The following is a 24,767-nucleotide window of genomic DNA, read 5'->3' on the forward strand; positions in this document are numbered from 1 at the left end:
ATCAGGGGGGCTGGGTCTCGATGCCCAGCTGCGGGCCGAGATAGGCGTTCCAGGCCGCCGAGCATTCTGCGCCGCAGCGCTCCACCCAGCGCGGAAGCACAGTGGTCAGCAGCAGCTGGCGCCGTCGATCGATATCGGCCTTCGTCAGCGGAACCACGGTCAGGCGGCCGGGCTTGCCATCCACGCACCCCGGCCGTCCCGCACTGCAATCGAGCCCGTCGCCGGTTTCCCGCTCGGCACCGTTCCAGATCGACGTTTCCAGCTCCGCCAGCCCGGCGCGAAGCTGTGCGCGGACGGTTTCCGGCAAGGCTTGCCATGCTGTTACATTGGCACCGAACACAGACACGCCCCAGGTGATGGCCATGGCATGCACATGGGTGGTGACCGCCGGCAGACCGATGGTGTTGCCGGACATGGTGCCGGTGACGGCGCATTCGACGACGCCGTCGCGCATTGCTGGCACGATGTTGGCGAAGGGGATGACAACGGCGGTGGCGCCAAGCGCCTCCACCATCTCCGCCTGTCCCACTGAGGATGTGCGGATGCGCCGGCCGGCAAGATCGCCCAGACCGGAAAACGCTCCTGAGCACCAAAGCACCTGCGCCGGGTAGGTATAGACTGAGAGCAACTCGACATTGTAGCGCTCGAGCAGAAGCTTGCGCAGATGCGGGCGGTAGCTCTGCACGGTTTCGCGTAGCGTGCCGATGTCCGGGTTCAGGGCCGGGAGGTCCACGGCGTTGAACTCGGGCTCTTCCCCGGAGACCACAGCCAGCAGGGCAGTGCCGAAGGGTACTACGCCGAGTCGCATCAGCGGCAGCATCTCCTCGGCGCGGAAGCCCGCCCGGTCGAACGGGGCGATCTCGGCATGGACAACGCCGCCAGTCAGTTCGGTCACGCGGCTGCGCCAGAATGGCTGCTCGTACCGCTCATACTGGCTCACGCCACCCAGGCCGCCCACAACCTTGAGATCGATTCGCCCGGTTGGCGGTGCATCGCCGGCGGCCCAGCCATCACCGGCCCAGCCCAGCATCAGCGCCACGGCGGCCAGCAACGGCCACGCAGGGACGTAGCGCGCAAAGCGGGGCCTGGGCAGCGTTTCGGAAAAAACTCCTGACTTCGGCATGGTCAGGCCAGGCGGGCCCGCATCCACTCTTCCGCCTCCGGAGACAGACCCTGCCAGCTGGCTTCGGCCACCGGGGTCACCAACAACGGACCGGCAATGCCGGCCCGGCGCATCGCGCCGCTCAGATGCTCCTGCAGGTAGCGCGGGGAAACACCGCTTTCCACGATCAGGGCACCAGGCAGAGTGAGATGCGATTCGGCCAGCTGCCAAACCGCGTCCTCCAGCGCTTGCGCGCCCTCCGCCGGCTGGTCATGCACCACCAGGAGAAGCGACATGTCGCGAACCTCACCGAGCAAATTTTCGTCATTGTAGAGATCGTGAACGACTTGCGCCAGCAATGACCAACGGGCCAGTAGCAGGACCATGCAGACAAGATCCGGTCCCCGCACCCAAATCGTCAGCCACCGCGGCGGCGCTTTCCTTTGGCCCGAGAACAGCCTGGCGGCCTTCCGCAACAGTTTGGCCCTGCCGGTGGAGCAACTGGAATGCGATGTGCGGCTCAGCGCCGATGGCGTGCCGGTGGTGCATCACGATGCTGAATTGCAGCGAACCACTGAGGGGCAGGGGCCATTGGCTCTGCAGCCGGCCAGCGTGCTGGCGGCGCTACGGCTGCGTGGTGCCGGACAGGAGCGGGTGCCGCTGCTGGCCGAGCTCGCGGCGCTGATGCGGGACCAAGCGCAGGAATTACAGGTGGAGCTGAAGGCACCGCCGGGCCAGTTGCCTTCGCCCGACCTTCTGAGCCGTAGCCTTGGGGTCCTGGATCACGCCGGCGTCCGAAGTCGCTGCCGCATCATCGCCTTCGAGGCGGAGGTCGCCGCCGCCGCATCGCGTGCCGGTGGGCTGGCCGGTGTCATCTGGCTGTTCGGCGCCCCGGTGTTAAGGGCGATCGGCACGGAGGGCGTGATCGGGACCGCGCGGGCGCATGGCTTCGCCATGGTGGAAACGGAGATCGGCACGCTGGATGTGGAACTGTCGGGCCGCTTGCGGGAGGCCGGGCTGAAGATCGGCGTCTGGGGCGCCAATCATGCACCACAGATCGAGAAGGCATTGGCGCTCGGCGTGGACGCCATGGCGACGGACGATCCGGTGCTGGCACTCGCCCTACGCGAAGGCACCTGACGCAGCGCACCGGCCCCGGCGGGGCTCGCCGGGGCGGTTGGAGGTCAGCCGCCGGAGAAGCGGAACGCGTCCGATGCGGGAGGGGCCTCCGCTTCGCCTTCCGGCCGGGGTGGCTGGACCTGCTGCGCCTGGCGCATCTTGCTTTCGAACTGCTGCAGCAGGCTTTGCAGGCTCTTGGTGAAGCCGGGCAGCTGCATCACCGGGATAGCCAGCTGGCCGGCGGCCTGCGGCTTGCCGTCCGGTCCCGACTGACCGAGGGTGATGCGCGCCACCCCGAAATGCACGCTGGCCTCGATCACGCCATCGGCGAAAAGGACGGGCTGGCTCATGAAGGAATCCTTTGTCACTGCTCGCGGAAAGCGCGGTGGAAGCTGTCGAGCACCGGCTGCATCATGTAGCGGAAGAAGGAACGCTCCCCGATCTGGATCTGCGCTTCCACCGGCATGCCGGGCACCAGCTGCACATTCTCGAGCCTGTCGATCTGATCCTGGTCCACCGCAACCTGAACGCGGTAATAGCTCTGGCGGGTGCGTTCATCCATGGTGACGTCGCTTGCCACGTAGGTCACGTGGCCATGGACGTAGGGCACCAGCCGTTGCTTGAAGGCTGGCAGGCGGATCTCGGATTGCAGCCCGGGATAGACGACGTCGATATCGTTGGGCTGCAGCTGCACCTCGGCCACCAGGCGGTCAGCAGCAGGAACCAGCTCCATCACCGGCTCGCCGGGGCGCACGACGGCGCCGGTGTTGAAGAACTTGCTGCCCAGGATGGTGCCGTCCTCGGGCGCGGTGATGTCGCGCCGGGTCACCATGTCATGGGCGCCGCGGAGCTTTTCCTCGGCCTCGTTCAGCCGGCCGCGGATCTCGCGCGCTTCCGTCGAGATCTCCGCCATGCGCTGGTCGCGCGTCTGACGAATCTGGTTCCGCGCCTCGGCCACCGACGCCTCGGCCCGCTCCACCTGGCCGCGCAGGTCGACCATGTTGCCTTCCAACGAGGCCATGTTGCGCTGGAGGCCGAGCAGCCGGGGCATGCGCTCCAGCCCTTGGCGCACCAGAACCTCGACATCCCGCGCCTCGCGGTTGATCAGATCAAGCTGACGGCGCTGGCTGGCGATCTGACCCTGGGCCGAGGCGGCGGTCGCCTCATGCTGAGCAATGCGCGCCTCCAGGACCTGGAGCTGGCTGGTCAGGCTGGTCTGCCGCGCGGCGAACAGGGTGCGCTGACCGGTCATCGCCTCCAGCGCCCGGGGATCGTCGCTGTTCAGCAACTCGGCCGGAAAGGCGATCTCGGTGGCCCCCCGGGCCTCCGCCGCCAGGCGCGCATCCTGCGCCAACAGGGCCCAGCGCTGGGCCCGCACGGTGCCGAGGCCGACATCCGACTGCACCTCGTCGAGCCGCATCAGCACCTGGCCGGCTTTCACCTTGTCGCCGTCGCGCGCCAGGATCTCGCGCACGATGCCGCCTTCCAGGTGCTGGATCACGCGGCGCTGTCCTTCCGCGCGGATCTGGCCGGGGGCGATCGCCGCCTCCGACAGCGGGGCCAGGAAGGACCAGGCCGCGAAGCCGCCGAAGAAGACACCAATGGAGACGAGGCCGAGCAACATGGCGCCGCGGGTGCGCGGACGCGGCGTATCAAGCAGCGCTTCCGGCGCGGACACCGCCGGCAAACCAGGGCCGCGCGGCTTGGCGAGCGCGCCGCCTGCGGGAACGGTGGTGACGCTCATGCGGCATCTCCCGGCTGGGCATTGTCAGGGTGGGGCGGCTCTCCGCCGCGGCTTTCCGGGCGGGCGGGACCGGCGACCTTGGCCGGCTCGGGCGCCGGGCGTGGGCCCATCAGGCGCTTCAGCACGTCGGCGCGCGGGCCGAACATCTCCACCGCGCCATCCTTCAGCAGCAGCACCTTGTCGACGCCCTGGACCAACTGCGGCCGATGCGAAACCAGCACCACGGTGCTGCCCTGCGCCTTCAGCCCCTCCAGCGCGCGACCCAGCGCCGCTTCCGAATCGCCGTCTAGGTTGGAGTTCGGCTCGTCCAGCACGATCAGCTTGGGCTGGCCGAACAGCGCACGGGCCAGGCCCACCATCTGCCGCTGGCCCCCCGAGAGGTGCTGGCCGCCATCGCCGATCTCGGTGTCATAGCCGAGGGGCAGCCGCAGGATCATGTCGTGGCACCCGGCCTGCTTCGCTGCGGCGAACACCGCGTCCGGGTCGGCCTCGCCCATCCGGGCGATGTTGTCGAACACCGTGCCGTCGAACAGCTCGACATCCTGCGGAAGGTAGCCGACATGACGGCCGAAATCCTCGCGCTTCCAGGTGTAGACGTCGGCGCCATCCAGGCGCACGGCGCCCGAGGAAGGCGCCAGCGTGCCGATCAGCAGGCGGATCAGCGTGGTCTTGCCGGCGGCGGACGGGCCGATGATGGCCAGGCTCTCGCCCGCATTCAGGCCAAAGGCCACGCCCTTGATAATGGGAACATTCTGGCCGGGGAGGGCGTAGGCGACGCGCTCCACAGTCAGCTTGCCGGTGGGCTCGGGCAGCGGCAGGCCAGGGGGGCGTAGCCGGGGCAGGGACAGGAAGACCTGCAGGCGCTTCAAGGATTGCCGCGCCTGAACCAGCCCCTTCCAGCCGCCGATCAGCTGCTCCACAGGGGCGAGGGCACGGCCCATGATGATGGACCCCGCGATGGAGGCGCCCGCCGTCAGCTCCTGTTGCAGCACCAGATAGGCGCCGGCGCCCAGAATGCCGAGCTGCACGGCGAGCCGCAGGAACTTGGTGGCCGAGAGCAGGATGGCGGCGCGGCCAGCGGCCTTCTCCTGCGGCGTGACGCCTTCGGCCACCGTGCTGCGCCAGCGCGTCATGACCGCGGGCACCATGCCCATGCTGTCGATCACCTCGGCATTGCGGCCGATGGCGTCCGCACGGCGCTGACTCAGCATGTTGGCGTTGTTGGCCTGCTTCAGCAGGTTGGAGGTGGTGTACTCGTTCAGCATGGTCAGGGCGAACAGCAGCACCGCGCCGCCCAGCGCGATGAAGCCCATCACCGGGTGAAGCAGAAAGATGGCGGCCAGATAGATCGGCACCCAGGGCACGTCGTAGACTGCCAGTGAGCCTGGCGACCCGAGCCAGGAGCGACAGAAGCCGAGATCGCGCAGCGCCTCCATCCGGTAGGGGCGGCCGCGGAGCTGCGCTTCCAGGGCGCGCTCGAAGCCTTCCGGCGCGACGCGTGCCTCGATCCATCCCGCCGCGCGCTGCATCATGGAGCCGCGCACGGCCTCCAGAAGCGCCAACAGCAGGATGGCGGCAACGGCGATCACGGTCAGGAAGAGCAGGGTGTCGGTCGAGCGAGTGGCCAGCACCCGGTCGAAGACCTGCATCATGTAGATGGAAACGGTGAGCTGCAGCAGGTTGACCACGCCGCTGAACAGCCCGACTGCGACGAAGTCGCGGCGGCAGGCGGCGATGGCGCGGGCGAGGGGAGTATCCCGCTCTCCGCTCCCAGGGGCACGCGGTGCAATGGACATGTGGATCAGCCCGAAACGTGAAGAGGGGTGAAGGTCGGGCCGGGCCAGGATGCGGCGCGGGCCGGGACGAGGCTGGAGAAGGCCGGAGGTCGAGGCTGCCTGATCTTCAGGGACCGGAGCGCGACCTTATGGCCACGTCGCCGCTGGAGGGGCTGCAAGAAAGACATTCCGGCCGGTTACTCCTGAAAATGCGGCCCAACCGGGGCCGCCGGCGGGCGCACCATAGTGCGGCCTGCCGAAGAAAGCACAGGAAATTTACCGTCTCTTTTATTGACACAGAGTAGATTATTTGAGCGTCGGCCAATTGTCCCGCCTTGGCTATATCTTGTTCTTTTGCGGTCGCGTGTGAAGACTTGAAGTTGATTGTCCTTCCAGCGCCCTGTTCTGCTGCGAGGTCCCAAAGACCAGCCAGCGGTTGAGAATGAAGTTTCCCGTCATGCCAGCTATGGAACCGGCTGCAACTCCGAGCACCGGATGCGTCGACACAAGGGAGCTCTGGTTGAACAGGACAGCATAGGTTCCATAATTCACCGCAAACCCGATCAGATTCACCAACAGGAACAGCAGCCACTGACGAACCGGGCGCTGCCGGCCGGCCCCCCGGAACGTCCAGAGCCGGTTCAGCAGCCAGTTCGCGGTGGCAGCGACCACATAGGACGCAACGCGCCCCACATAAGGTCCGGCACCCAGCCAAAGCGCGGCGTATAGGACGGCGCTGTCGATCAGGAAGCCAATGCTGCCCACGGTTCCGAACCGCAGGATCTGCCCGGCGAGAACCGAGTGCGGCGGGCTGAGGGGGATCATGCCGTTGCAATAAGACGACAGCTGAGCATCGCCAAGCGCTGACCCCCCTTGCGCTGGCCGCATGGCTCGGCTTCCCTTTCGGCACAGGGAAGGCCCGCCTAGGGAGTTTGCAATGAACCGACGTCAATGGCTCACCAGCGCGGGCGCGATCACCGCAGCGACGGCGCTGCCGCGCTTCGCGATCGGGCAGGGTGCAAGCCCCGGCGGCGCATCACGGGTGCTGAAGTTCATCCCTCAGGCGGACCTCGCGGTGACGGACCCGATCATCACCACCGCCTATGTCTCGCGCAACCATGGCTACTGCATCTGGGACACGCTCTACGGCTTCGACCAGGATTATCGTCCGCAGCCCCAGATGGTTCGCGGGCACACGGTGGAGGAGGATGGGCGGCGCATCACCATGGTGTTGCGCGATGGCCTGAAGTTCCACGATGGCGAGCCTGTCCGCGCCCGTGACTGCGTCGCTTCGATCCGCCGCTGGGCGGCGCGCGACGCGCTGGGTCAGGTCATGATGACGGTGGTGGACGAGTTGTCGGCTCCGGACGACAAGACCATCCTGTTCCGCTTCAGCCGGCCGTTTCCGTTGTTGTTCGAGGCGTTGGGCAAGCCCGCGACGCCTGTTTGCTTCATCATGCCAGAGCGCATGGCGAAAACCGATCCTGCAACGCCGGTCAAGGAGATGATCGGCTCAGGGCCGCTTCGCTGGAAGGCCGATGAACGGATTCCGGGTGCGCGCATCGTTTACGAGCGTTTCGCCGACTACGTTCCGCGCGAGGACGGGCCGGTGAGCTGGACCGCCGGTCCCAAGCGCGTGCATTTCGACCGCATCGAGTGGAACGTCATGCCGGATGCGGCCACCGCCGCGAACGCCATGCAGAATGGCGAAGCGGATTGGTACGAGCAGCCGCCCGGCGACTTGCAGGAGTTGCTGCGCCGCAACCGCAACTTGACGCTGGAGATCCAGGACCCGACCGGGTTGATGGGCATCGCGCGCTTCAACCATCTGCACCCCCCCTTCAACAATCCGGCTATCCGGCGAGCCCTGCTGGGCGCCGTCAGTCAGGCGGATTTCATGACCGCTGTGATCGGCACAGATCGCAGCCTCTGGCGCGACAATGTTGGCATCTTCACGCCCGAGACGCCGCTGGCGAATGACGCCGGCATGGACGTGTTGACCAGTCCGCGTGACTACGACAAGGTCAAGCGTGACCTCGCCGCCGCCGGTTACAAAGGCGAGAAGGTGGTGCTGATCGCGGCTGCCGATTTCCCGTCGCTCAATGCGTTGGCGCAGGTCGGCAACGACATGCTGCGTAAATGCGGCATGAACGTTGAATTCATCTCCACCGACTGGGGCAGCGTTGTGCAGCGCCGCGCCAGCAAAGAGCCCCCGGGGAAGGGCGGCTGGAGCATGTTCTTCACCTTCTGGGCGGGGGTCGACATGGTCAACCCCGGCGTGCAGCAGGCACTTCGGGGACATGGCCAGGCCGCTTGGTTCGGCTGGCCCACGGCGCCCAAGCTGGAAGAACTGCGCAATGCCTGGTTCGCGGCACCTGACCAAGCAGCGCAGCAGGAGATCGCAAGGCAGATCCAGCTCGATGCCCTGCAGCAGGCTGTGCCTTATCTGCCGCTTGGGCAGTACTTCCAGGCCTGGGCTTACAGGCGCGGCCTGACCGGCGTCCTGAAGGGGCTGCCGATGTTCTGGAATGTCCACCGCAGCTGAGAAACAGTTCGAACGGAAAAGCCGACTTGATGATACGGTGATTTCGTCGGATGCTGCCTTTTTAGGCAGATGTGACATGCAATCCGCTTCTGGGGAGGGAGCGGAAGCGGCCGAGAAAGGTGGCCGTGTCGTGGCACGATCCGTGCTTGCAGCGTTGCGCGGAAGATGCGCGCTGCACGTCGCACGCGCCTCCCTTCCGTCGCCCGTTTGCCTTGCGGCAATTCGGGCTTTTCGCCAATTGAGGCCGCGCATCGCGAGGCCGGAAGAGAGAGGGTAACGATGCTGCAGCGCCGATCGTTCTTGACCCATGCCGCCGCGGGTGCAGCCCTGGCTGGCCTTCCTGCCTTGCCGCGGCCCGCCTTGTCTCAAGGGGCTGCGGCCCGCACGCTGCGTTTCGTGCCACAGGCCAACCTCGCGAACTTCGATCCGATCTGGGGCACCCAGTACGTCGTCCGCAATGCGGGCATGCTGGTGTGGGACACGCTCTATGGCATTTCCGCCAGTTTCGAGCCGAAGCGGCAGATGGTGGAGAGCGAGGAAGTTTCGGCCGATGGCCTCGTCTGGACCTTCCGGCTGCGTCAGGGCCTGAAATTCCATGACGGTGAGCCGGTGCGCGCCAAGGACGCCGTGGCCAGCCTGAGCCGCTGGGCCGTGCGTGATCCCATGGGGCAGATGATCCGCGCCATCCAGAACGAACTTGTGGCGCTGGATGATCGCACCTTCCGCTGGTCGTTGAAGCAGCCCTATCCGAAGATGCTGCTGGCTCTTGGCAAGACCAATTCGCCTTGCAGTTTCATCATGCCGGAACGGATCGCCAAGACCGATCCGTTCCAGCAGATCACCGAGTTCGTCGGCTCCGGCCCCTTCCGCTTCATGCGCGAGGAGTGGGTGCCGGGCGCCAAGGCGGTGTTCGTCAAGTTCGCGGACTACGTTCCGCGCGACGAGGCTCCGGACTGGATGTCGGGTGGCAAGCGGGTGATGGTGGACCGGGTGGAATGGGTGGTGATGCCCGATCCTGCGACCGCTGCCGCCGCGTTGCAGAATGGCGAGGTGGACTGGTGGGAGAACCCGATCGCCGATTTGGTGCCCGTGTTGAAGCGCAACCGGAACTTGAACGTCGACATCGCCGACCCACTCGGAAACATCGGCACCTTCCGCATGAACCACCTGCACCCGCCTTTCAACGATGTGCGGGCTCGCCGCGCCGTGCTGATGGCGATGAGCCAGGAAGACTACATGCGGGCGCTGGTGGGCGACGAGACTGACCTTTACAAGTTGCTGCCCTCCTTTTTCACCCCCGGCGCACCGCTCTACACCGAGGAAGGCGGCGACATCCTCAAGGGCAAGCGGGACTATGAGGGCGCCAAGAAGCTGCTGGCGGAGGCCGGCTACAAGGGAGAGCCCATTACCCTTGTTGTGGCGCAGGACCAGCCCATCACCAAGGCTTTCGGCGACGTCAGCGCAGATCTGCTCAAGCGCATGGGCATGAACGTGGATTTCGTTGCCACGGACTGGGGAACAGTGGGATCCCGCCGTGCCATGAAGGCGCCGCCCGCGCAGGGCGGCTGGCACGTCTTCCACAGCTGGCATGCCGGGGCGGATTGCGTGAATCCCGCCAGCTACACCGCCATGCGCGCCAACGGCGACGGTGCGTGGTTCGGCTGGCCCAAGAGCGACCCTGTTGAGGCCGCGCGCGACAAGTGGTTCGCTGCTGCCGACCTGGAGAGCGAGAAGGCGGCGGTCGCCGAAATGAACAAGCTGGCCATGGAATATGGATTGTGGGCGCCGACAGGCTTCTTCATGTCCTACCAGGCCTGGCGGAAGAATGTGGATGGCGTCGTCAAGGCGCCGATCCCGTTCTTCTGGAACGTCACCAAGAGCTGATAGAGAGAGATGTTCGCCTACATCATACGACGCGTCCTCGCGACAATCCCCGTAATGGTGATCGTTGCCCTGTTTGTCTTCAGCCTGCTTTATCTGGCGCCGGGGGATCCGGCGGCCGTGATTGCCGGCGACCAGGCGACGCCCGCCGATGTGGAGCGCATCCGCGCCAGCCTCGGCCTGGATCGTCCATACCTGGTGCGCTTCGGTGAATGGGCCTGGAACATCGTCCGGGGAGACCTCGGCGTGTCTATCTTCACCAACCTGCCGGTTGCGCGAATGATCGGACAGCGTATCGAGCCGACCCTGTCGCTCATGGTGATCACGCTGATCCTGGCGGTGATCGTGGCTGTGCCGCTGGGCGTCGCCGCCGCTTGGAAGCACGGCTCCTGGATCGACCGTGGCGTGATGGCCTTCGCGGTGCTCGGCTTCTCGGTTCCGGTCTTCGTGGTGGGCTATGTGCTGGCCTACTACTTCGCGCTGCAGCTCGACTGGCTGCCCGTGCAGGGCTACACGCCGATCTCCCAGGGTTTCTGGCCATGGCTGAGCAACCTGATCCTGCCGGCAGTGGCCTTGTCGAGCGCGTACATCGCGCTGATTGCCCGCATCACCCGCGCCACCATGCTGGAAGTGCTGCAGCAGGACTACATCCGCACGGCGCGGGCCAAGGGCGCCGGGCAGCGCACCATCCTGTTCCTGCACGCCTTGAAGAACGCCGCGATCCCCATCGTCACCGTGATCGGCATCGGCATCGCACTGCTGATCGGCGGCGCGGTGATTACCGAGAGCGTCTTCGCCATCCCCGGCCTTGGTCGCCTGACCATCGACGCGATCCTGCGCCGCGACTACCCGGTGATCCAGGGCGTCGTCCTGCTGTTCTCCTTCGTCTACGTGCTGGTCAACCTTCTCATTGACCTGAGCTACACCCTGTTCGACCCGAGGATCCGGTATTGAGCACCACCACCTCTCCCCGGGATGTCGCGGCGGCGGCACCGCTGCCCGATGTCATGCAGCCGAAAACAGCCCGCAAGGGCTTCATCGGCTACATCATGCGCCACCCGAACATCGGCATCGGCGGCTTCCTGCTGCTGCTGATCGTCGCTGTCGCGGTCTTTGCCCCGTTCCTGTGGACCAAGGACCCGACGGCGCTGGCACCGGTGATGCGCACGCGCAACCCTTCCGCCGCAGCCTGGTTCGGCACCGACATGCTGGGACGCGACGTTTATTCGCGCGTGGTTTATGGAGCCCGGGTGTCGCTGATCGTGGGCTTCGGCGTTGCCTTCTTCGCCTCGATCATCGGGCTGGCGATCGGCCTTGTTTCCGGCTTCGTGCGGTGGGCCGACAGCATCATCATGCGGATCATGGACGGGTTGATGTCGATCCCGTCCATCCTGCTCGCCATTGCGCTGATGGCGCTGACACGTGGCTCGGTCGGCAACGTCATCCTGGCGATCACCGTCGCCGAGATCCCGCGCGTCGCCCGCCTGGTGCGCGGTGTGGTGCTGTCGCTGCGCGAACAGCCCTATGTCGATGCTGCGATTGCGTCCGGCACGCGCACACCGGTCATCATCTGGCGCCACATCCTGCCCAACACGCTGGCCCCGATGACCGTGCAGGCGACCTATATCTGCGGTGCCGCCATGCTGATTGAGGCAGGCCTCTCCTTTATCGGCGCCGGGACGCCGCCAATCATTCCATCCTGGGGCAACATCATGGCCGAGGGTCGCGCCCTCTGGCAGGTCAAGCCCTACATCGTCTTCTTCCCGGCGATCTTTCTGTCCATCACCGTGCTGGCGGTGAACCTGCTGGGCGACGGCCTGCGGGATTCGCTCGACCCACGCATGGCAAAGCGAGTGTGATCCCTTGGCACTGCTCGAAGTCGACAACCTGCAGACGCATTTCCGGACTCCCGACGGCGGCGTGAACCGCGCCGTCGATGGCCTCTCCTTCTCGGTGGAGGCGGGGGAGACCGTCGCCATCGTGGGCGAGTCCGGTTGCGGCAAATCCGTCACCTCCATGTCGATCCTGCGCCTCATCCCCGAGCCGCCCGGCCAGTTGGCCGGCGAGATCCGCTTCAACGGAAAGAACCTGCTGAAGGCCACGGACCGCGAAATGCGCGCGATCCGCGGCAACGAGATCAGCATGATCTTCCAGGAGCCCATGACCTCGCTGAACCCGGTGCTCAGCATCGGCAAGCAGATCGGCGAGGCGCTCCGGTTGCACCAGGGACTCTCCAAGCAGGAGGCCGAAGCCAAGGCGGTCGAGATGCTGACGCTGGTCGGCATCCCGGCGCCGGCAAAGCGCGTGAAGGAATATCCGCACCAGCTATCGGGCGGGATGCGGCAGCGCGTGATGATCGCCATCGCTCTGGCCTGCAACCCGAAGCTGCTGATCGCCGATGAGCCGACCACCGCGCTGGACGTGACGATCCAGGCGCAGATCCTCGATTTGATGCGGGACCTGAAGCACCGTGTGGGCGCTGCCATCGTGCTGATCACCCACGATCTTGGTGTGGTGGCCGAAGTCGCGGAGCGCGTCATCGTCATGTATGCCGGCCGCAAGGTGGAGGAAGCGCCGGTCGCGGAGCTGTTCCGGGCCCCGAAGCACCCCTACACCCAGGGCTTGCTGGGCGCAGTGCCGAAGCTCGGCTCCTCGCTGGAAGGCAAGACGGAGCGGCTGGCCGAGATTCCCGGCCTGGTGCCGAGCCTGAAGACCAAGATCAAGGGCTGCGTCTTCGCGAGTCGGTGCCCCAAGGTGACCGATCTTTGCCGCGAGATCCCGCCTGCCTTGGAAGAAAAGGCCCCGCGCCACGTCGCCGCCTGTCACTACGCCGAGATGGAGGCCGTCGCAGCATGAGCGCCAGCCTGAACACAAAGATGCCCCCGAGCAGCCAGCCGCTGCTCGCGGTGAACGACCTCAAGAAGCACTTTCCCATCAAGGCAGGCTTCTTCGGCAGCACCACCGGCTACGTTTATGCCGTGGATGGCGTGTCCTTCCATATCGAGAAGGGCGAGACTTTGTCGCTGGTGGGCGAGTCTGGCTGCGGCAAGTCCACGGTCGGCAAGGCGCTGCTGCGTTTGTTCGCGCCAACGGCCGGTCAGGTGGTGCTGGACGGCAAGCGCATCGACGACCTGTCGCAGGGGCAGCTCCGGCCGATCCGGCGACGCGTCGGAGTGGTGTTCCAGGACCCGTTTTCCTCGCTCAATCCGCGAATGCGGGTGAAGGACCTGCTGGCCGAACCGATCCGCAATTATGGCCTGGCGAAGAACTCCGCCGATCTGGACAGGCGTCTGGCCGAATTGATGGATCTGGTGCGATTGCCGCGCGACGCGGTGAATCGCTGGCCGCATGAATTCTCAGGTGGGCAACGGCAGCGCATCTGCATCGCCCGTGCCCTGGCCGGGGAGCCCGATCTGATCATCTGCGACGAGGCAGTGTCCGCGCTGGACGTCTCGGTCAAGGCGCAGATCGTCAACCTGCTGCAGGATCTGCAAAAGCAGCTCGGCCTCGCGATGCTGTTCATCAGCCACGACCTTGCCATCGTGGAGCACATGACGCACCGCGTCGCGGTGATGTATCTCGGAAAGATTGTCGAGATCGCACCGCGTCGTCCGCTTTTCGGTGCTCCGAAGCACCCCTACACGGAGGCGCTGCTGTCGGCGGTGCCGGTGCCAGTTCCGGGAGCGGGACGGCAGCGCATCGTGTTGAAGGGCGACGTTCCGAGTCCGATCAATCCGCCTTCGGGCTGCCGCTTCCACACGCGCTGCCCCTATGCGTTCGACCGGTGCAGAACGGATGAGCCCGAGTTGAAGCAGACGGAACCGGGCCAGTGGGCGGCGTGCCATCTGCACGATCTGCCCGAGGCCAAGAATCCGCTGGCGCGGAGCATGCCCACGGCGGCGTGAAGTGCCGGGCCCGGGGTAGCGCCGCTGCCCCGGGCTTGCTTTACCTTCTCAATTGCAAACGCATCGCATTTGCGATAGAGGAATGCTGCCGGACCCCGCTTGACGTGGTGCGCCGGCCTGGACAACGCTGCCTGAAAGGGCGGCCGCGTCGTTGCCGCCTCCTGCGAATTGGGGAGAAACGGCATGCCGCAAGTCAGTCTGACAGTGAACGGCGCGTCCCATACGGTTGAGGTCGAGAACCGAACATTGCTGGTCGAGTTGTTGCGGGAGAAACTGCGGCTGACCGGCACGCATGTCGGCTGCGACACCAGCCAGTGCGGCGCCTGTGTTGTGGATATGGGCGGCGACAGTGTGAAGGCCTGCACCATCCTGGCCGTGCAGGCCGAAGGTGCCGAGATCACCACGATCGAGGGGCTGGCAGCGCCCGACGGCACGCTTCATCCCATGCAGGAGGCATTCCGTGAATACCACGCTTTGCAATGCGGCTTCTGCACGCCGGGCATGGTCATGAGTGCCATCGACCTCGTCAGGAAGCATCCCTCGGGTCTCACCGAGCAGGAGATTCGCGAAGGGCTGGAGGGCAACATCTGCCGCTGCACCGGCTATCACAACATCGTCAAGGCAATCGCAGCTGCGGCTGATGTGATGAACGGCAAACGGGCTGAACTGGCCCGGGCTGCTGAGTAAGGGGGAGGCGCGAAATGTACGAATTCCAGTTCCACCGCCCAACCAGCATCGCCGATGCCGTGAAGCTGTTGGCCGCCGATCCAGATGCCAAGGCGATTTCCGGCGGAATGACCCTGTTGCCGGCGCTGAAGCATCGCCTGAACCAGCCCAGCTACCTTGTGGACCTGTCCGGCATTGCCGAGATGAAGGGTGTGCGGCGGGAAGGCGACGCCATCGTCATCGGCGGTCTGGTAAAGCATTACGAGGTGGCCACACATCCGCAGATCCTGGCGGCAATCCCGGCTCTGGCCCGCATGGCGGTCACCATTGGCGATACCCAGGTGCGAAACCGCGGCACCATCGGCGGTTCCATCGCCAACAACGATCCGGCGGCCGATTACCCGGCCGCGGCCATCGCCCTCCGAGCCACGATCGAGACGGATCGCCGCACCGTTCCGGTAGACCAGTTCTTTCTGGGCATGTTCACCACGGCGCTGGAGCCGGATGAACTGGTCACCGGGATTTCCTTTCCCATCCCTGAGAAGGCCGGTTATGCCAAGCTGCGCAACCCGGCGAGCCGCTACGCCATGACGGGGGTCTTTGTTGCCAAAGGGCCGCACGGTGTGGGCGTCGGTGTGAACGGGGCGGCGCCTTGCGCTTTCCGGCAGACAGCGATGGAGGGGGCACTGACCGCGAACTGGTCCGTCGATGCATTGGCGGGCGTTCAGCAATCGCCGGATGATCTGAACAGCGACATCCATGGCAGCGCCGCTTATCGGGCGCATCTGGTCTCCGTCATGGCCCGGCGCGCCGTTCAGGATGCGGGGTGAAATCCCGGTTTGCACCGCCATGCGCTGTCCGTTTGGGCTAGCAATCACGGCGCGGCGGTGCGAGGATGAAGTATGCCGGCCCTGCATCCCGTCGGGCCGTGTGAATGATACAGGTTTAAGACGCAGTGTTTCCGGATAACGACTCGCAGGGCGGCAACGAGCCGATCGAGGCCGAGGTCAAGTGGTACAACGGCCGTAAGGGTTTCGGGTTCGTGCTTGGCCCGGATGGCCAGGACGTGTTCTTCCATGCCTCGGCCCTGACCGAGGCGGGCATTGAGCCCCCCGAGACCGGCGACAAGCTGGTCTGCGAAATCGGTGCCGACCGGCAGGGTCGGCGCCTCGTCACCCGTATTCATGAGCGCAAGCTCGGCCCGGGCGCCCCGGCCGGCGATCGTCCGCCCCGGCGTGACTTTGGCGGCGGTGGCTTCGGCGACCGTCCGCCCCGCCGCGACTTCGGCGACCGTCCGCCCCGCCGTGACTTCGGCGACCGCGGCGGCTTCGGTGGCGGTGGCTTCGGCGATCGTCCGCCCCGTCGTGATTTCGGCGACCGCGGCGGCTTCGGTGGCGGCGGCTTTGGCGACCGTCCGCCGCGCCGTGACTTTGGTGGCGGCGGCGGTGGTTTCGGCGCGCCCCGCTCCTTCGGTGATCGTCCGCCTCGTCGTGACGAGGGTGGCCCGACCTATGCCGTCGGCGGCACGGTGAAGTGGTTCGACCAGGTCCGCGGCTTCGGCTTCGTGACTCCCGATGACGGCGGACAGGACGTGTTCCTGCACTCTTCCGTATTGCAGCGTGCCGGCAAGCAGGATGTGCAGCAAGGCGAGAAGCTGAGCCTGGAAGTTCGCGACGGCCAGCGCGGCCGTCAGGCTGTGGTGCTGAAGGGCGAGTAACCTGCCGGGGCCGAAAAGGCCCTGGATCCAACAATCTGGGGCTCCGGTGCTGAATCAGTGCCGGAGCCTTGGCTTTTTTAGCGTCATGTTCATTCCCCTGCCGCAAAGTACGGGCATCAGCCGGATTGCTCCGGCAAGAGGAAGAATCCGATGCACCTTCAGTCAGCCGCCTGCACGGCGTCACGGGCCGCACGCAATGCCTCGCTTCAGTCCGGTGACGTTGCGACCTCGATCCACAAATGCAGCGTGCTGCGAGGCGTCATCCGCGATTGCGGCCTGGCTGCGGGCATGTTGCGCGAGGCAGGGGAAAGGCTGCAGGAGCGGGATGGCTGGCCGGAAGGCACGCCAGCGGAGCGTTACCGTCACGCGACGGCCGAAGCCACCGGTCTCTGGCGCGCTGCATGGGCACTTTGCGCGGTCACCTTGCCGGAACAACCGGGCGGAGAGGACGCCATGCAGGCCCTGGATGCGGCCGGTACGGCACTTGCCGCCAGCACGCCTTCGTGCGTTCCATGCCTATCTCTCGCCGCCAGGGTGTTGGAGCGGATGCGGGCGGACGCTGTTCAGGCCCTGACGCAGCGGTTGACGGTTTTGGACCGGCTCGCGGGCGAGGTGGGTCCTCTCGCCGGCACCGATCTGGCGCGGGAAGCCGCCCGGCTGCGGGCGCTGCAGATCCGCCAGAACCTGTCTGGCCAGGCTATCGGCCTTGCAGGGATGATCCCGGCCTGTCTGCGCGACGAACCGGTGCAATTGGATGAGGGATCCGCCCCCACGGACTGGACAGGTGATCGCTGGTCGCCTGATTGGGGCGCGCAGCACCAGCCTGTCGCTCCGGATGCCGGCCTCTGGCGCTGAAGCTGCCACGCCGCCGGAGGCTGCCCAAGCTCTGAGCCGACGTGCCTGCTTCCACGGCAAAGGCGACGCAGGATTGGCCTATTGCCGTGCATGGCCGCTGTGCGGCATCGGTGGGGATTGATAGCCTGCTCAGGCTCACGAGACAGGATCACCGCCCGATGCGTCACATTCTGCTTGGCTTGGCTGCGGCCGGGCTGCTCTTCTCCTTGCCCGCTCAAGCGCAGGAGGCTTGGCCCAGCCGCGTCATCACTCTGATGAGCGGGTTTCCCAATGGGTCGGGCGTCGACATCTATGCGCGCAAGCTCGCCGAGCCGTTGTCGCGGGCGCTGGGCGTCACTGTTGTGGTGGACAATCGCACCGGGGCGGGCGGCAACATCGGTAGCGACATGGTCGCGAAGGCGGCGCCCGATGGCTACACCTTCCTGTTCGGCACAGCCGGGACCCACGCCATCAACGCGTCTCTCTACCGCAAGCTGCCTTTCGACGTAGTCAAGGATTTCACACCCGTCATCCATCTGGGAGACGTGCCGAATGTGCTCACCGTCAGCCCGGAGAAGCGGCCGGCCCTGAGCAGTTGCGCCGCGTTGGTGGCAGCGGCAAAGGCGAGCCCTGGCAAGCTGAACTATGCTTCCACCGGCAATGGCGCCTCTACCCATTTGGCCGCAGCGCAGTTCGCGCAGGTGGCGCAGCTGGATGTTGTGCATGTGCCATTCCGCGGCCAGCCGAGCGCGCAGACGGCGCTGCTGGCAGGCGATGTGGACTTCTTCTTCAACCAGTCCGGCCCGGCGATCGGCTACATCCAGCAGGGCCAGGTGAGGGGCCTCGCGGTCAGCACGGCGGAACGCCTGGCGGCCCTGCCGGATGTGCCGACCGTGGCCGAGGCTTGCGGCCTGCCCGGGTTCGACAGTTCCACTTGGTACGGCATCCTGGCGCCGGCCAACTTGCCGGCATCGATCCTGGAACGGGTCAACAAGGAGATCCACCGGATCATCTCGGCGCCCGACTTCCGGCAATGGCTGATCCAGACCCAGGGCATCACGCCGACGGACGTCGTTACGCCCGAAGCGTTCCGTACCGTGCAACTGCGGGACATCGAGCGGTGGGCCGAAGTGGTGCGGCGCTCCGGCGCTCAGGTGGACTGACTGGCGGGGCTGCGTCCAGGTGGAAGCAGCCCGGCCTTTCTCAGCCGCGGCCGATGAAGGGCATCTTGGTCGCCATCACGGTCATGAACTGCACATTGGCATCCAGCGGCATGGACGCCATGTGCAGCACCGCCTCGCCGACATGGCGCACATCCATGCGCGGCTCCACCATCATGGTGCCGTTGGCCTGCGGCACGCCGTTGGTCATGCGCTCCGTCATCTCGGTGGCCGCATTGCCAATATCGAGCTGGCTGCAGCAGATGTCCCATTTGCGGCCATCCAGGCTGATCGACTTGGTCAGGCCAGTGATGGCGTGCTTGGTTGCCGTATAGGGAGCCGATCCGGGCCGCGGGGCATGCGCGCTGATCGAACCGTTGTTGATGATCCGCCCGCCGCGTGGCGATTGCCGCTTCATCATCGCGTAGGCCTGCTGGGCGCACAGAAAGGCGCCGTGCAGGTTTGCGGCGACCACCCCGTCCCAATCTTCCGGTGTGATCTCATCGAAATCCACTGACGGGCTGCCGCGTCCGGCATTGTTGAACAGCATGTCGCAACGACCCCACTTCTTGTCCACCGCGGCAAAGAGGGCGGCGACGGATGCGCGGTCGCCCACATCGGTGGGAACAGGCAGGCAGCGGCTGGCCACGTCGCCGGCGGCGCTGACCGTGCCTTGCAGCGCGTCCTCGCGGCGTCCGGCCAGGGCCACGCTCCACCCGGCCCCGAGCAGCGCCAGGGCGGCGGCGCGGCCGACGCCGCTCCCGGCGCCGGTGACAACGGCGATCTTGGTCATGGACGGTTCCTCTTCTCTTGCAACGGGATGCAGACAGGGTGCGTCCGCCCGCGTTACAGCGCAAGCGAGCGGACAGCAGAAGGATCGCCTGCCATGCAACCCATCACCGTTCTTCGCGGTCGCCGTTCCGCGTTTCGCCTGGGCGCTTCGCTGGTGGCGGTCTGCGCTGTGGCGTTGCCCGGCCCGGCGGAGGCCCAGGCCAGCCCGCAGAACCTGCGGCCGGTGCGCGACGTCGCCGTGACTTATGATGTGCGGGTCGGTCAGCGTCCTGCGCGCCAAGTGCCGGTTTCCTGGCAAGCCGCGACCCAGCGTGTGCGCGCCGAGCCACCTGGTCTTCCTGGCTGGATCCTGGTTGCCCTGCCGGAAGGCCGTGCGCAGATGGTGATGGACGCCGCCGGCATGGTGGTGGACCTGCCAGCGGGCGACATGGCGCCGTTCCTCGGCGGCGTACCGCCCGGCACCAGGCTGATCCGCCAGGGTGAGGCCACGATCGCCGGGCAGCGATGCACCGATTGGCGCGTCACCCGCAAGGATGGCGAGGGCACGGTTTGCCTGACTACCGACGGGGTGGTTCTGCGGGCCGAGGGAAGGCACAAGGGACAGGAAGGCCGAATCGAGGCCTTGACGGTATCCTATGCCACCCAGCCGGACGGGCGCTTCAGCGTCCCGGCAGGATACCGGCCCCTTGCGCTGCCGCCGGCGTTGCTTTCCGGCCTGCTCGGTGGCGGCTGAGCGGATCAGCCTGCTGGTGGCCGTTCATCGGCGGCGAGGCATGCGAGAAGCGTCAAGGCAGCGGCATAGTAGTGCGGCGCGTCTGCCACACGCGGGAGCCTTTCCGGCGTGACGCCGCGATCGCGTAGAAGGCTGGCGATGGCTTGGAAGCCGCTATTGGCGGAGTAGGGCGCCAGACTGTCCTGAGACACATCGGTCCAAGCCGGCACATGCTGCGGCGCATGGTCCCAGAAGCGGATGGCGGCTTTGGCCGCCGGCTCGTCCTCCAGCCCTGCCCAGGCCAGGTAAAGTGGGACGCGAACCGCGTCGTAGGAGAAGCGTGGCGGCCACCCCGGCGCGGGCACCGGCGGTGTGCTGCCTTCACGCGGCAGGCGCACCCAGTCTGCAGGTAGCCCCCAACGCCCGAAGCGGGCCTCGCGCAGCAAGGCCAGGCCGTCGCGCCGCACGGCATCCCATCGCCCTTCAGGCTGAAGCCTGGACAAGGTGCCGAAAGCCGGCATGACATAGTAGGACGGATTGACCACCACATGGTCCCGATGTTCGAAGCCGAAGGCGGCGGGCAACAGGAGATGGCGGCCATTCACGGTGCGCACGCAGGCGGCGTGAAGATCCCGGGCAATCCTTTGCGCCAGTTCCAGCAACTCGGGTCGATCCCAGCGCCGCGCCCCGCGTTCCAACGCCCACGCCATGAACACGTCTCCGTCCGTGGCGTTGTTGAGGTCTTCGACAGGGTGGGCCCGGTTGGGCCGCCAGCCCCATGCCAGCAGAAAATCGCCGGGCCGGCGCAGCACTCGCCGTGACCAGCCGAGAATGCGGTTGAAGGCTGCTTCGTCGTTGAACGCTTCGGCCAGCAGCAGAGCCCAGCCTTGCCCCTCGGAATGGGAAGAACCGCCATTGGCGGTGTCCACCACCCGCCCTTCATCGGTCATGTAGAGGCGCTTGAAGCCGGTCCACTCAGAACGGGGCGCGGGAGGCGGGCGGGCCACCGGCTGCCCGGAGGCAGGGCGCAGCGGAAGGAGGGCCGTCAGCGCGGCGGCCAACGTTGCGCGTCGCGGCGGGAGCATCCGTCCTCCTTCGCCGCGCCGGCAGGACGCGGCATTCTATCGATGCGTGCTTAGCATAACGAACAAGAACCTTAAAGTTGCAGACACGCGGTCGGATGCCCGTTGTTACACTTCGTTCACCGGGATGCTGGTCGCAGGCCGGCGGCCAAACAGAGAGCCAAGGCGGCCGCGCAGAGCCACCAGCTTTGCCAGGCGCCGAAGCTGCTCAGGAAGCTGACGAAGGCCGAAGCGAGGGCACCTGAAGCTGCGGCCGGCGACGCGACGCCTGCCGCCGCCTTTCCCAGCAGGAACCACATCACCGCCGCCAAGGCCACGCCGATCCATCCCAGCTCGATCCGGATCTGCAGCGGCCCATTATGCGGGTGAAGGGGCATCAGCTCCAGGTGGGGAGCCTGGAACCAACTCATCATGGCCTCGCTGCGAACGCCAAGCCGTGCCAGCCTTTCAGGCTCCGGCTGTTCATCGCCGCCAGGCAGGGCACGTGATGCCTCCATTCCCCAGCCGAGCCATGGATGCTGCGCCGCGCGCTCCAGCCCGAAATCCCAGATCGCCAGCCGGTGCACGGCGGAAGGCGGAAGACGGTCCACCAGCGGTGCCAGTCTTCCCATGGCCAGACCGAGCAGCAGCGGCACCAGAAGCACGGTCGCTGCCATCCCTCCACCAAGCCAAATCGGCAGGCGGGGAAGGGCGGCCGGGCGCAGGCGTTGCTCCAGCGCCACCAGCGCTGCGGTGGAGAGCCCGGCCACGGCGGCGATGCGAGCCGTATCCCCCGGCACGATCATCAACAGGACCAGTCCCAGCAGCATGGCTGCGGCTCGGCCCCGGCCCGGCCACCCAATGCCGGCCAGAAGGGGCAGCATCAGCGCGATCACCGAGGCCGCAGGCTTCAGTCCAAAGGTGAGTTGCGGCGGAATGCGGTCCAGTCCGCGAACGGCAGCCCGGATCTGGGAGCCGCTCAGATGGTCCGTCACGGCCATGACGAGGCCGATCAGCAGGCCCCACAGCACTGCTTGGCCCAGCCTTCGCCGTGTGTCAGGGAGTTCCGATCCGACCAGCCGCGCGGCGGCTGCCGCCAGCAGGGTCAGCCCGGCCACGGAAAGACCGTTGGAGACAGCCCTCCCAGGCTCAATCGCCCAGAGTGAGGAGGTCACACCCCAGGAGCCGAGAAGCAGAGCCGCCCAGCACGCCGCTCCGCCAGGCATTGGAAAACGGCCGCGAGCGCGCCAGCCCAGCAGCAGCATTGCCGCAAGGGTGAACAGCGCGAGCGGCGCCATGGCTTTGGATTGCAGCACCGCGATGCCGGGCGCGAGAAGCGCCGCAGCCATCAGCGGAACGGAAGGCGCGCCCCATTCAAGGCGGGCGCGCGATTCAGCCTGGTTCAAACGACGGCCAGTCCCTCACGCCGCAGCTGCACCGACAGCGCGTCCAGCGCCTTGCTGAAGCGGGTCACCATGATCTCCACCTCGTCCGGCGTGATGATCTGCGGAGGCGAGAAGGCGATGCTGTCATTCGGCAGGGCGCGCAGGATCAACCCGTGCTCCTCGCCCAGTGCCACCAGCTTGGCGGCAACCTTCTTCGCAGGGTCGAAATTGCGATGCTCAGCCTTGTTTTCCACCAGCTCCACCGCACCGATCAGGCCGATGCCGCGTACCTCGCCCACCAGCGGGTGGTCCGCCACCGCCTCGCGCAGCCTCTTCTGCATCACCGCGCCCGAGGCCGCAGCATGGCTGACAATATCCATCTCGTCATAGATCTTCAGTGTTTCCACCGCCACTGCGGCGGCCACCGGATGGCCGGAATAGGTGTAGCCGTGGCCCCAGGTGCCGATCTGGCTGGAGCCTTCCGACAGCGCCTCGTAGACCCGCTCATTGACCAGCACGCCCGAGATCGGCAGGTAGGAGGAGGAGAGGGCCTTGGCGCAGGTCAGGATGTCCGGCTGCATCCCCATGGTCTGGCTGCCCCAATAGCTTCCAGTGCGGCCGAAGCCGCAGATCACCTCGTCGGCGACCAACAGCACGTCATACTTCCGCAGCACCGCCTGGATCTTCTCGAAGTAGGTGGCCGGCGGCACGATCACGCCGCCCGCACCCATCACCGGCTCGGCGAAGAAGCCGGCCACCGTGTCCGGACCTTCGCGGACGATCATCTCCTCCAGCTCGGCGGCAAGGCGGGTGGCGAATTCCTCCTCGGACTCACCGGGCTGGGCGTTGTGGTAGTGGTGCGGACGCGAGGTGTGCAGGATGCCCGCGATCGGCAGGTCGAACAGCTTGTGGTTCGCCGGAAGGCCAGTCAGGCTGGCCGCCGCCACCGTCACACCGTGGTAGCCGCCAATGCGCGAGATCACCTTCTTCTTCTGCGGCCGGCCCAGTGCGTTGTTCATGTACCAGATCATCTTCAGCGCGGTGTCGTTCGCCTCGGATCCGGAATTGGCGAAGAACGCCTTGCTCATCGGCACCGGCGCACGCTCGATCAGCATTTCGGACAGCTCAATCAGCGGCATGTGCGAACGGCCGGTGAAGGCGTGGTAGAATGGCAGCTTGCGCATCTGCTCCGCCGCCGCCTGTACCAGCCTCTCGTTCTGAAAGCCCAGTCCGGCACACCAGAGGCCAGCCACCGTCTCCAGGTATTCCTTGCCGTTCTCGTCCGAGACGTAGACGCCCCGCCCGCCGGTGATCACCAGCGGACCCTTTTCGCGATGCGCCTTATGGTCCGTGTAGGGGTGCAGCACATGGGCGATGTCGCGCGCGGCAGGTGAGTTGGCACCATGGGCGGGATTGGCGGGCGGAGGCGTCATTTGCGGCGTTCCTGCGTTGAACCGGGAAACGTCACACTACGCCTGCCACGCGCCGGCGCAACCGGCCCCGCGATGCAACCCCGCACCGCACCACCCTGTTCTGTTACCGATGGCCGGCCCGCCCGCCGGCCTCCAGATTGGAGGACCACACGCATGACCAACCACAGCACCGGCCAGCCCGGCGGCAAGACGCCGCCCTCCGAGAACGCCAAACCCGAGAACGAGCAGACGCGGGACGAAGGCAAGCTGCAGGAAGAGCTGGAGGATACTTTTCCCGCCAGTGATCCCCCGTCCAGCTCCGCCCCCGAAACTTCGATCGGTTGGGATGACCAGAAGAGCAAGGCGCCGGTCGGCAAGCCCTGATCAAGCGAACACTTGGCCGGGCTGCGCCGTGACGGAGCCCGGCAGGTGCAACCCGAAGCGGGCGACGGGATGGCGCAGGACCACCACTCTGCCCTCAGGCTGCCCGACGCAGCATTGCATCCGCATCATTCTGTAGCCACCAGCTCAGAGTGAGGCGGGCTCATCGAAGCCGGCGCCGTTATCCTCGACCCAGAGCAGGAAGCTGCCCGCATGTAGGCGGGTGCGACGGTCAGCAGGACCCTCGAACCCCGGGGCGAAAGCACGCTGCGCTGCGTCGCTGACCATCTCGATCAAGGCCATGCCGAGAAGCAGCGCATGGCAATCCGGCACAGCAGTCGAGCCGGTGCCCTTGCTGAACTCGGCGCGGAAGCCAGCGGTGACGATCAAGGCGCTCCTGGTAACCGAGTAAGAGCTCTCGACATCTTCGCCGGATGCACAAGGGTGTTGGGCTGACCGAGGCTGATCGGCCGGGTTCGGGCCGGACGTTCGAGAAGCTCCTACGCTACGGGGCAGAAGGTGAGGGCGGCGCCGTCTTCCTGCGTCGTCCACGTTCCAGGCCGTAAGAGCGCCGGC

Annotated in this window: 25 protein-coding genes; 14 read left to right on the forward strand and 11 right to left on the reverse strand. The window is 66.4% G+C overall.

All coding sequences use genetic code 11. The features are described 5' to 3' along the window. Position 1 precedes the first annotated feature (1 nt). Positions 2–1,150 carry a TRAP transporter substrate-binding protein gene (locus tag ACFOD4_RS05720; protein WP_379594977.1) on the reverse strand — a complete coding sequence of 383 codons (1,149 nt, stop codon included), beginning with the start codon at positions 1,148–1,150 and terminating at the stop codon, positions 2–4. Further along, on the reverse strand, positions 1,126–1,488 hold the full coding sequence (locus ACFOD4_RS05725; RefSeq protein ID WP_379594978.1) for a hypothetical protein: 363 nt from the start codon (positions 1,486–1,488) through the stop codon (positions 1,126–1,128). The genes ACFOD4_RS05720 and ACFOD4_RS05725 overlap by 25 nt, the downstream gene beginning before the upstream one ends. Between ACFOD4_RS05725 and ACFOD4_RS05730 the strand changes: the two genes are divergently transcribed. Beyond that, on the forward strand, positions 1,487–2,242 hold the full coding sequence (locus tag ACFOD4_RS05730; RefSeq protein ID WP_379594979.1) for a glycerophosphodiester phosphodiesterase: 756 nt from the start codon (positions 1,487–1,489) through the stop codon (positions 2,240–2,242). The two genes, ACFOD4_RS05725 and ACFOD4_RS05730, sit on opposite strands and share 2 nt — an antisense overlap. Positions 2,243–2,286: 44 nt before the next feature. Here ACFOD4_RS05730 and ACFOD4_RS05735 read toward each other — a convergent pair whose 3' ends face one another. The 4 genes from ACFOD4_RS05735 to ACFOD4_RS05750 form a co-directional block, all read right to left on the reverse strand. Then, complete coding sequence (locus ACFOD4_RS05735; RefSeq protein ID WP_379594980.1) at positions 2,287–2,571, reverse strand: hypothetical protein; 285 nt, start codon at positions 2,569–2,571, stop codon at positions 2,287–2,289. A 14-nt stretch (positions 2,572–2,585) separates the two neighbouring features. Further along, entirely contained in the window at positions 2,586–3,965 is a 1,380-nt protein-coding gene (locus ACFOD4_RS05740) for an HlyD family type I secretion periplasmic adaptor subunit (protein ID WP_379594981.1), read from the reverse strand. After that, positions 3,962–5,761 carry a type I secretion system permease/ATPase gene (locus ACFOD4_RS05745; protein WP_379594982.1) on the reverse strand — a complete coding sequence of 600 codons (1,800 nt, stop codon included), beginning with the start codon at positions 5,759–5,761 and terminating at the stop codon, positions 3,962–3,964. Before ACFOD4_RS05745 ends, ACFOD4_RS05740 begins: the two co-directional genes overlap by 4 nt. A 318-nt stretch (positions 5,762–6,079) precedes the next feature. Then, positions 6,080–6,565, reverse strand: a complete 486-nt coding sequence (locus ACFOD4_RS05750; RefSeq protein ID WP_379594983.1) for a GtrA family protein — start codon at positions 6,563–6,565, stop codon at positions 6,080–6,082. Positions 6,566–6,677: 112 nt separating this feature from the next. Between ACFOD4_RS05750 and ACFOD4_RS05755 the strand changes: the two genes are divergently transcribed. The 11 genes from ACFOD4_RS05755 (at position 6,678) to ACFOD4_RS05805 (ending at position 18,451) form a co-directional block, all read left to right on the forward strand. Further along, positions 6,678–8,285 (forward strand): ABC transporter substrate-binding protein, encoded by a 1,608-nt coding sequence (locus ACFOD4_RS05755; RefSeq protein ID WP_379594984.1) that lies wholly within the window; start codon positions 6,678–6,680, stop codon positions 8,283–8,285. A 279-nt stretch (positions 8,286–8,564) separates the two neighbouring features. Continuing rightward, positions 8,565–10,169, forward strand: a complete 1,605-nt coding sequence (locus ACFOD4_RS05760; protein WP_379594985.1) for an ABC transporter substrate-binding protein — start codon at positions 8,565–8,567, stop codon at positions 10,167–10,169. Positions 10,170–10,178: 9 nt separating this feature from the next. Beyond that, positions 10,179–11,120 carry an ABC transporter permease gene (locus ACFOD4_RS05765; protein WP_379594986.1) on the forward strand — a complete coding sequence of 314 codons (942 nt, stop codon included), beginning with the start codon at positions 10,179–10,181 and terminating at the stop codon, positions 11,118–11,120. Then, positions 11,117–12,025 (forward strand): ABC transporter permease, encoded by a 909-nt coding sequence (locus ACFOD4_RS05770; RefSeq protein ID WP_456316875.1) that lies wholly within the window; start codon positions 11,117–11,119, stop codon positions 12,023–12,025. The genes ACFOD4_RS05765 and ACFOD4_RS05770 overlap by 4 nt, the downstream gene beginning before the upstream one ends. Positions 12,026–12,029: 4 nt before the next feature. Next, entirely contained in the window at positions 12,030–13,022 is a 993-nt protein-coding gene (locus ACFOD4_RS05775; protein WP_379594987.1) for an ABC transporter ATP-binding protein, read from the forward strand. Next, positions 13,019–14,071: an ABC transporter ATP-binding protein gene (locus ACFOD4_RS05780; protein WP_379594988.1), complete on the forward strand. Its 1,053-nt coding sequence runs from the start codon at positions 13,019–13,021 to the stop codon at positions 14,069–14,071. The genes ACFOD4_RS05775 and ACFOD4_RS05780 overlap by 4 nt, the downstream gene beginning before the upstream one ends. Positions 14,072–14,254: 183 nt before the next feature. Next, on the forward strand, positions 14,255–14,758 hold the full coding sequence (locus ACFOD4_RS05785; RefSeq protein ID WP_379594989.1) for a (2Fe-2S)-binding protein: 504 nt from the start codon (positions 14,255–14,257) through the stop codon (positions 14,756–14,758). Between the two features lie 14 nt (positions 14,759–14,772). After that, on the forward strand, positions 14,773–15,567 hold the full coding sequence (locus tag ACFOD4_RS05790) for an FAD binding domain-containing protein (RefSeq protein ID WP_379594990.1): 795 nt from the start codon (positions 14,773–14,775) through the stop codon (positions 15,565–15,567). Between the two features lie 125 nt (positions 15,568–15,692). Continuing rightward, the gene (locus tag ACFOD4_RS05795) at positions 15,693–16,454 is read left to right on the forward strand and encodes a cold-shock protein (protein WP_379594991.1); all 762 of its coding nucleotides are present in this window, start codon (positions 15,693–15,695) and stop codon (positions 16,452–16,454) included. 150 nt (positions 16,455–16,604) lie between these two features. Then, positions 16,605–17,309, forward strand: a complete 705-nt coding sequence (locus ACFOD4_RS05800) for a hypothetical protein (protein WP_379594992.1) — start codon at positions 16,605–16,607, stop codon at positions 17,307–17,309. Positions 17,310–17,467: 158 nt separating this feature from the next. Next, the gene (locus ACFOD4_RS05805; protein ID WP_379594993.1) at positions 17,468–18,451 is read left to right on the forward strand and encodes a Bug family tripartite tricarboxylate transporter substrate binding protein; all 984 of its coding nucleotides are present in this window, start codon (positions 17,468–17,470) and stop codon (positions 18,449–18,451) included. A gap of 40 nt (positions 18,452–18,491) precedes the next feature. Here ACFOD4_RS05805 and ACFOD4_RS05810 read toward each other — a convergent pair whose 3' ends face one another. Continuing rightward, positions 18,492–19,241 (reverse strand): SDR family oxidoreductase, encoded by a 750-nt coding sequence (locus tag ACFOD4_RS05810; protein ID WP_379594994.1) that lies wholly within the window; start codon positions 19,239–19,241, stop codon positions 18,492–18,494. A gap of 93 nt (positions 19,242–19,334) precedes the next feature. Between ACFOD4_RS05810 and ACFOD4_RS05815 the strand changes: the two genes are divergently transcribed. Beyond that, positions 19,335–19,973: a hypothetical protein gene (locus ACFOD4_RS05815; protein ID WP_379594995.1), complete on the forward strand. Its 639-nt coding sequence runs from the start codon at positions 19,335–19,337 to the stop codon at positions 19,971–19,973. Between the two features lie 5 nt (positions 19,974–19,978). On the opposite strand, the gene ACFOD4_RS05820 is transcribed toward ACFOD4_RS05815, so the two are convergent. From ACFOD4_RS05820 to ACFOD4_RS05830, 3 genes are all read right to left on the reverse strand, one after another. Further along, positions 19,979–21,037, reverse strand: coding sequence for a glycosyl hydrolase family 8 (locus ACFOD4_RS05820; RefSeq protein WP_379594996.1), 1,059 nt, complete (start codon positions 21,035–21,037; stop codon positions 19,979–19,981). A 116-nt stretch (positions 21,038–21,153) separates the two neighbouring features. After that, on the reverse strand, positions 21,154–22,419 hold the full coding sequence (locus tag ACFOD4_RS05825; protein ID WP_379594997.1) for an O-antigen ligase family protein: 1,266 nt from the start codon (positions 22,417–22,419) through the stop codon (positions 21,154–21,156). Further along, complete coding sequence (locus ACFOD4_RS05830) at positions 22,416–23,831, reverse strand: aspartate aminotransferase family protein (RefSeq protein ID WP_379594998.1); 1,416 nt, start codon at positions 23,829–23,831, stop codon at positions 22,416–22,418. Before ACFOD4_RS05830 ends, ACFOD4_RS05825 begins: the two co-directional genes overlap by 4 nt. 153 nt (positions 23,832–23,984) lie before the next feature. Between ACFOD4_RS05830 and ACFOD4_RS05835 the strand changes: the two genes are divergently transcribed. Continuing rightward, the gene (locus tag ACFOD4_RS05835) at positions 23,985–24,194 is read left to right on the forward strand and encodes a hypothetical protein (protein ID WP_379594999.1); all 210 of its coding nucleotides are present in this window, start codon (positions 23,985–23,987) and stop codon (positions 24,192–24,194) included. Between the two features lie 144 nt (positions 24,195–24,338). Here the strand turns inward: ACFOD4_RS05835 and ACFOD4_RS05840 are convergent, their stop codons facing one another. Continuing rightward, positions 24,339–24,581, reverse strand: a complete 243-nt coding sequence (locus ACFOD4_RS05840) for a hypothetical protein (protein ID WP_379595000.1) — start codon at positions 24,579–24,581, stop codon at positions 24,339–24,341. Positions 24,582–24,767: the final 186 nt, after the last annotated feature.

Origin of the sequence: Teichococcus globiformis (genome assembly GCF_042646265.1) — a bacterium.
In the GTDB taxonomy this organism is placed as follows: Bacteria; Pseudomonadota; Alphaproteobacteria; order Acetobacterales; family Acetobacteraceae; genus Pseudoroseomonas; species Pseudoroseomonas globiformis.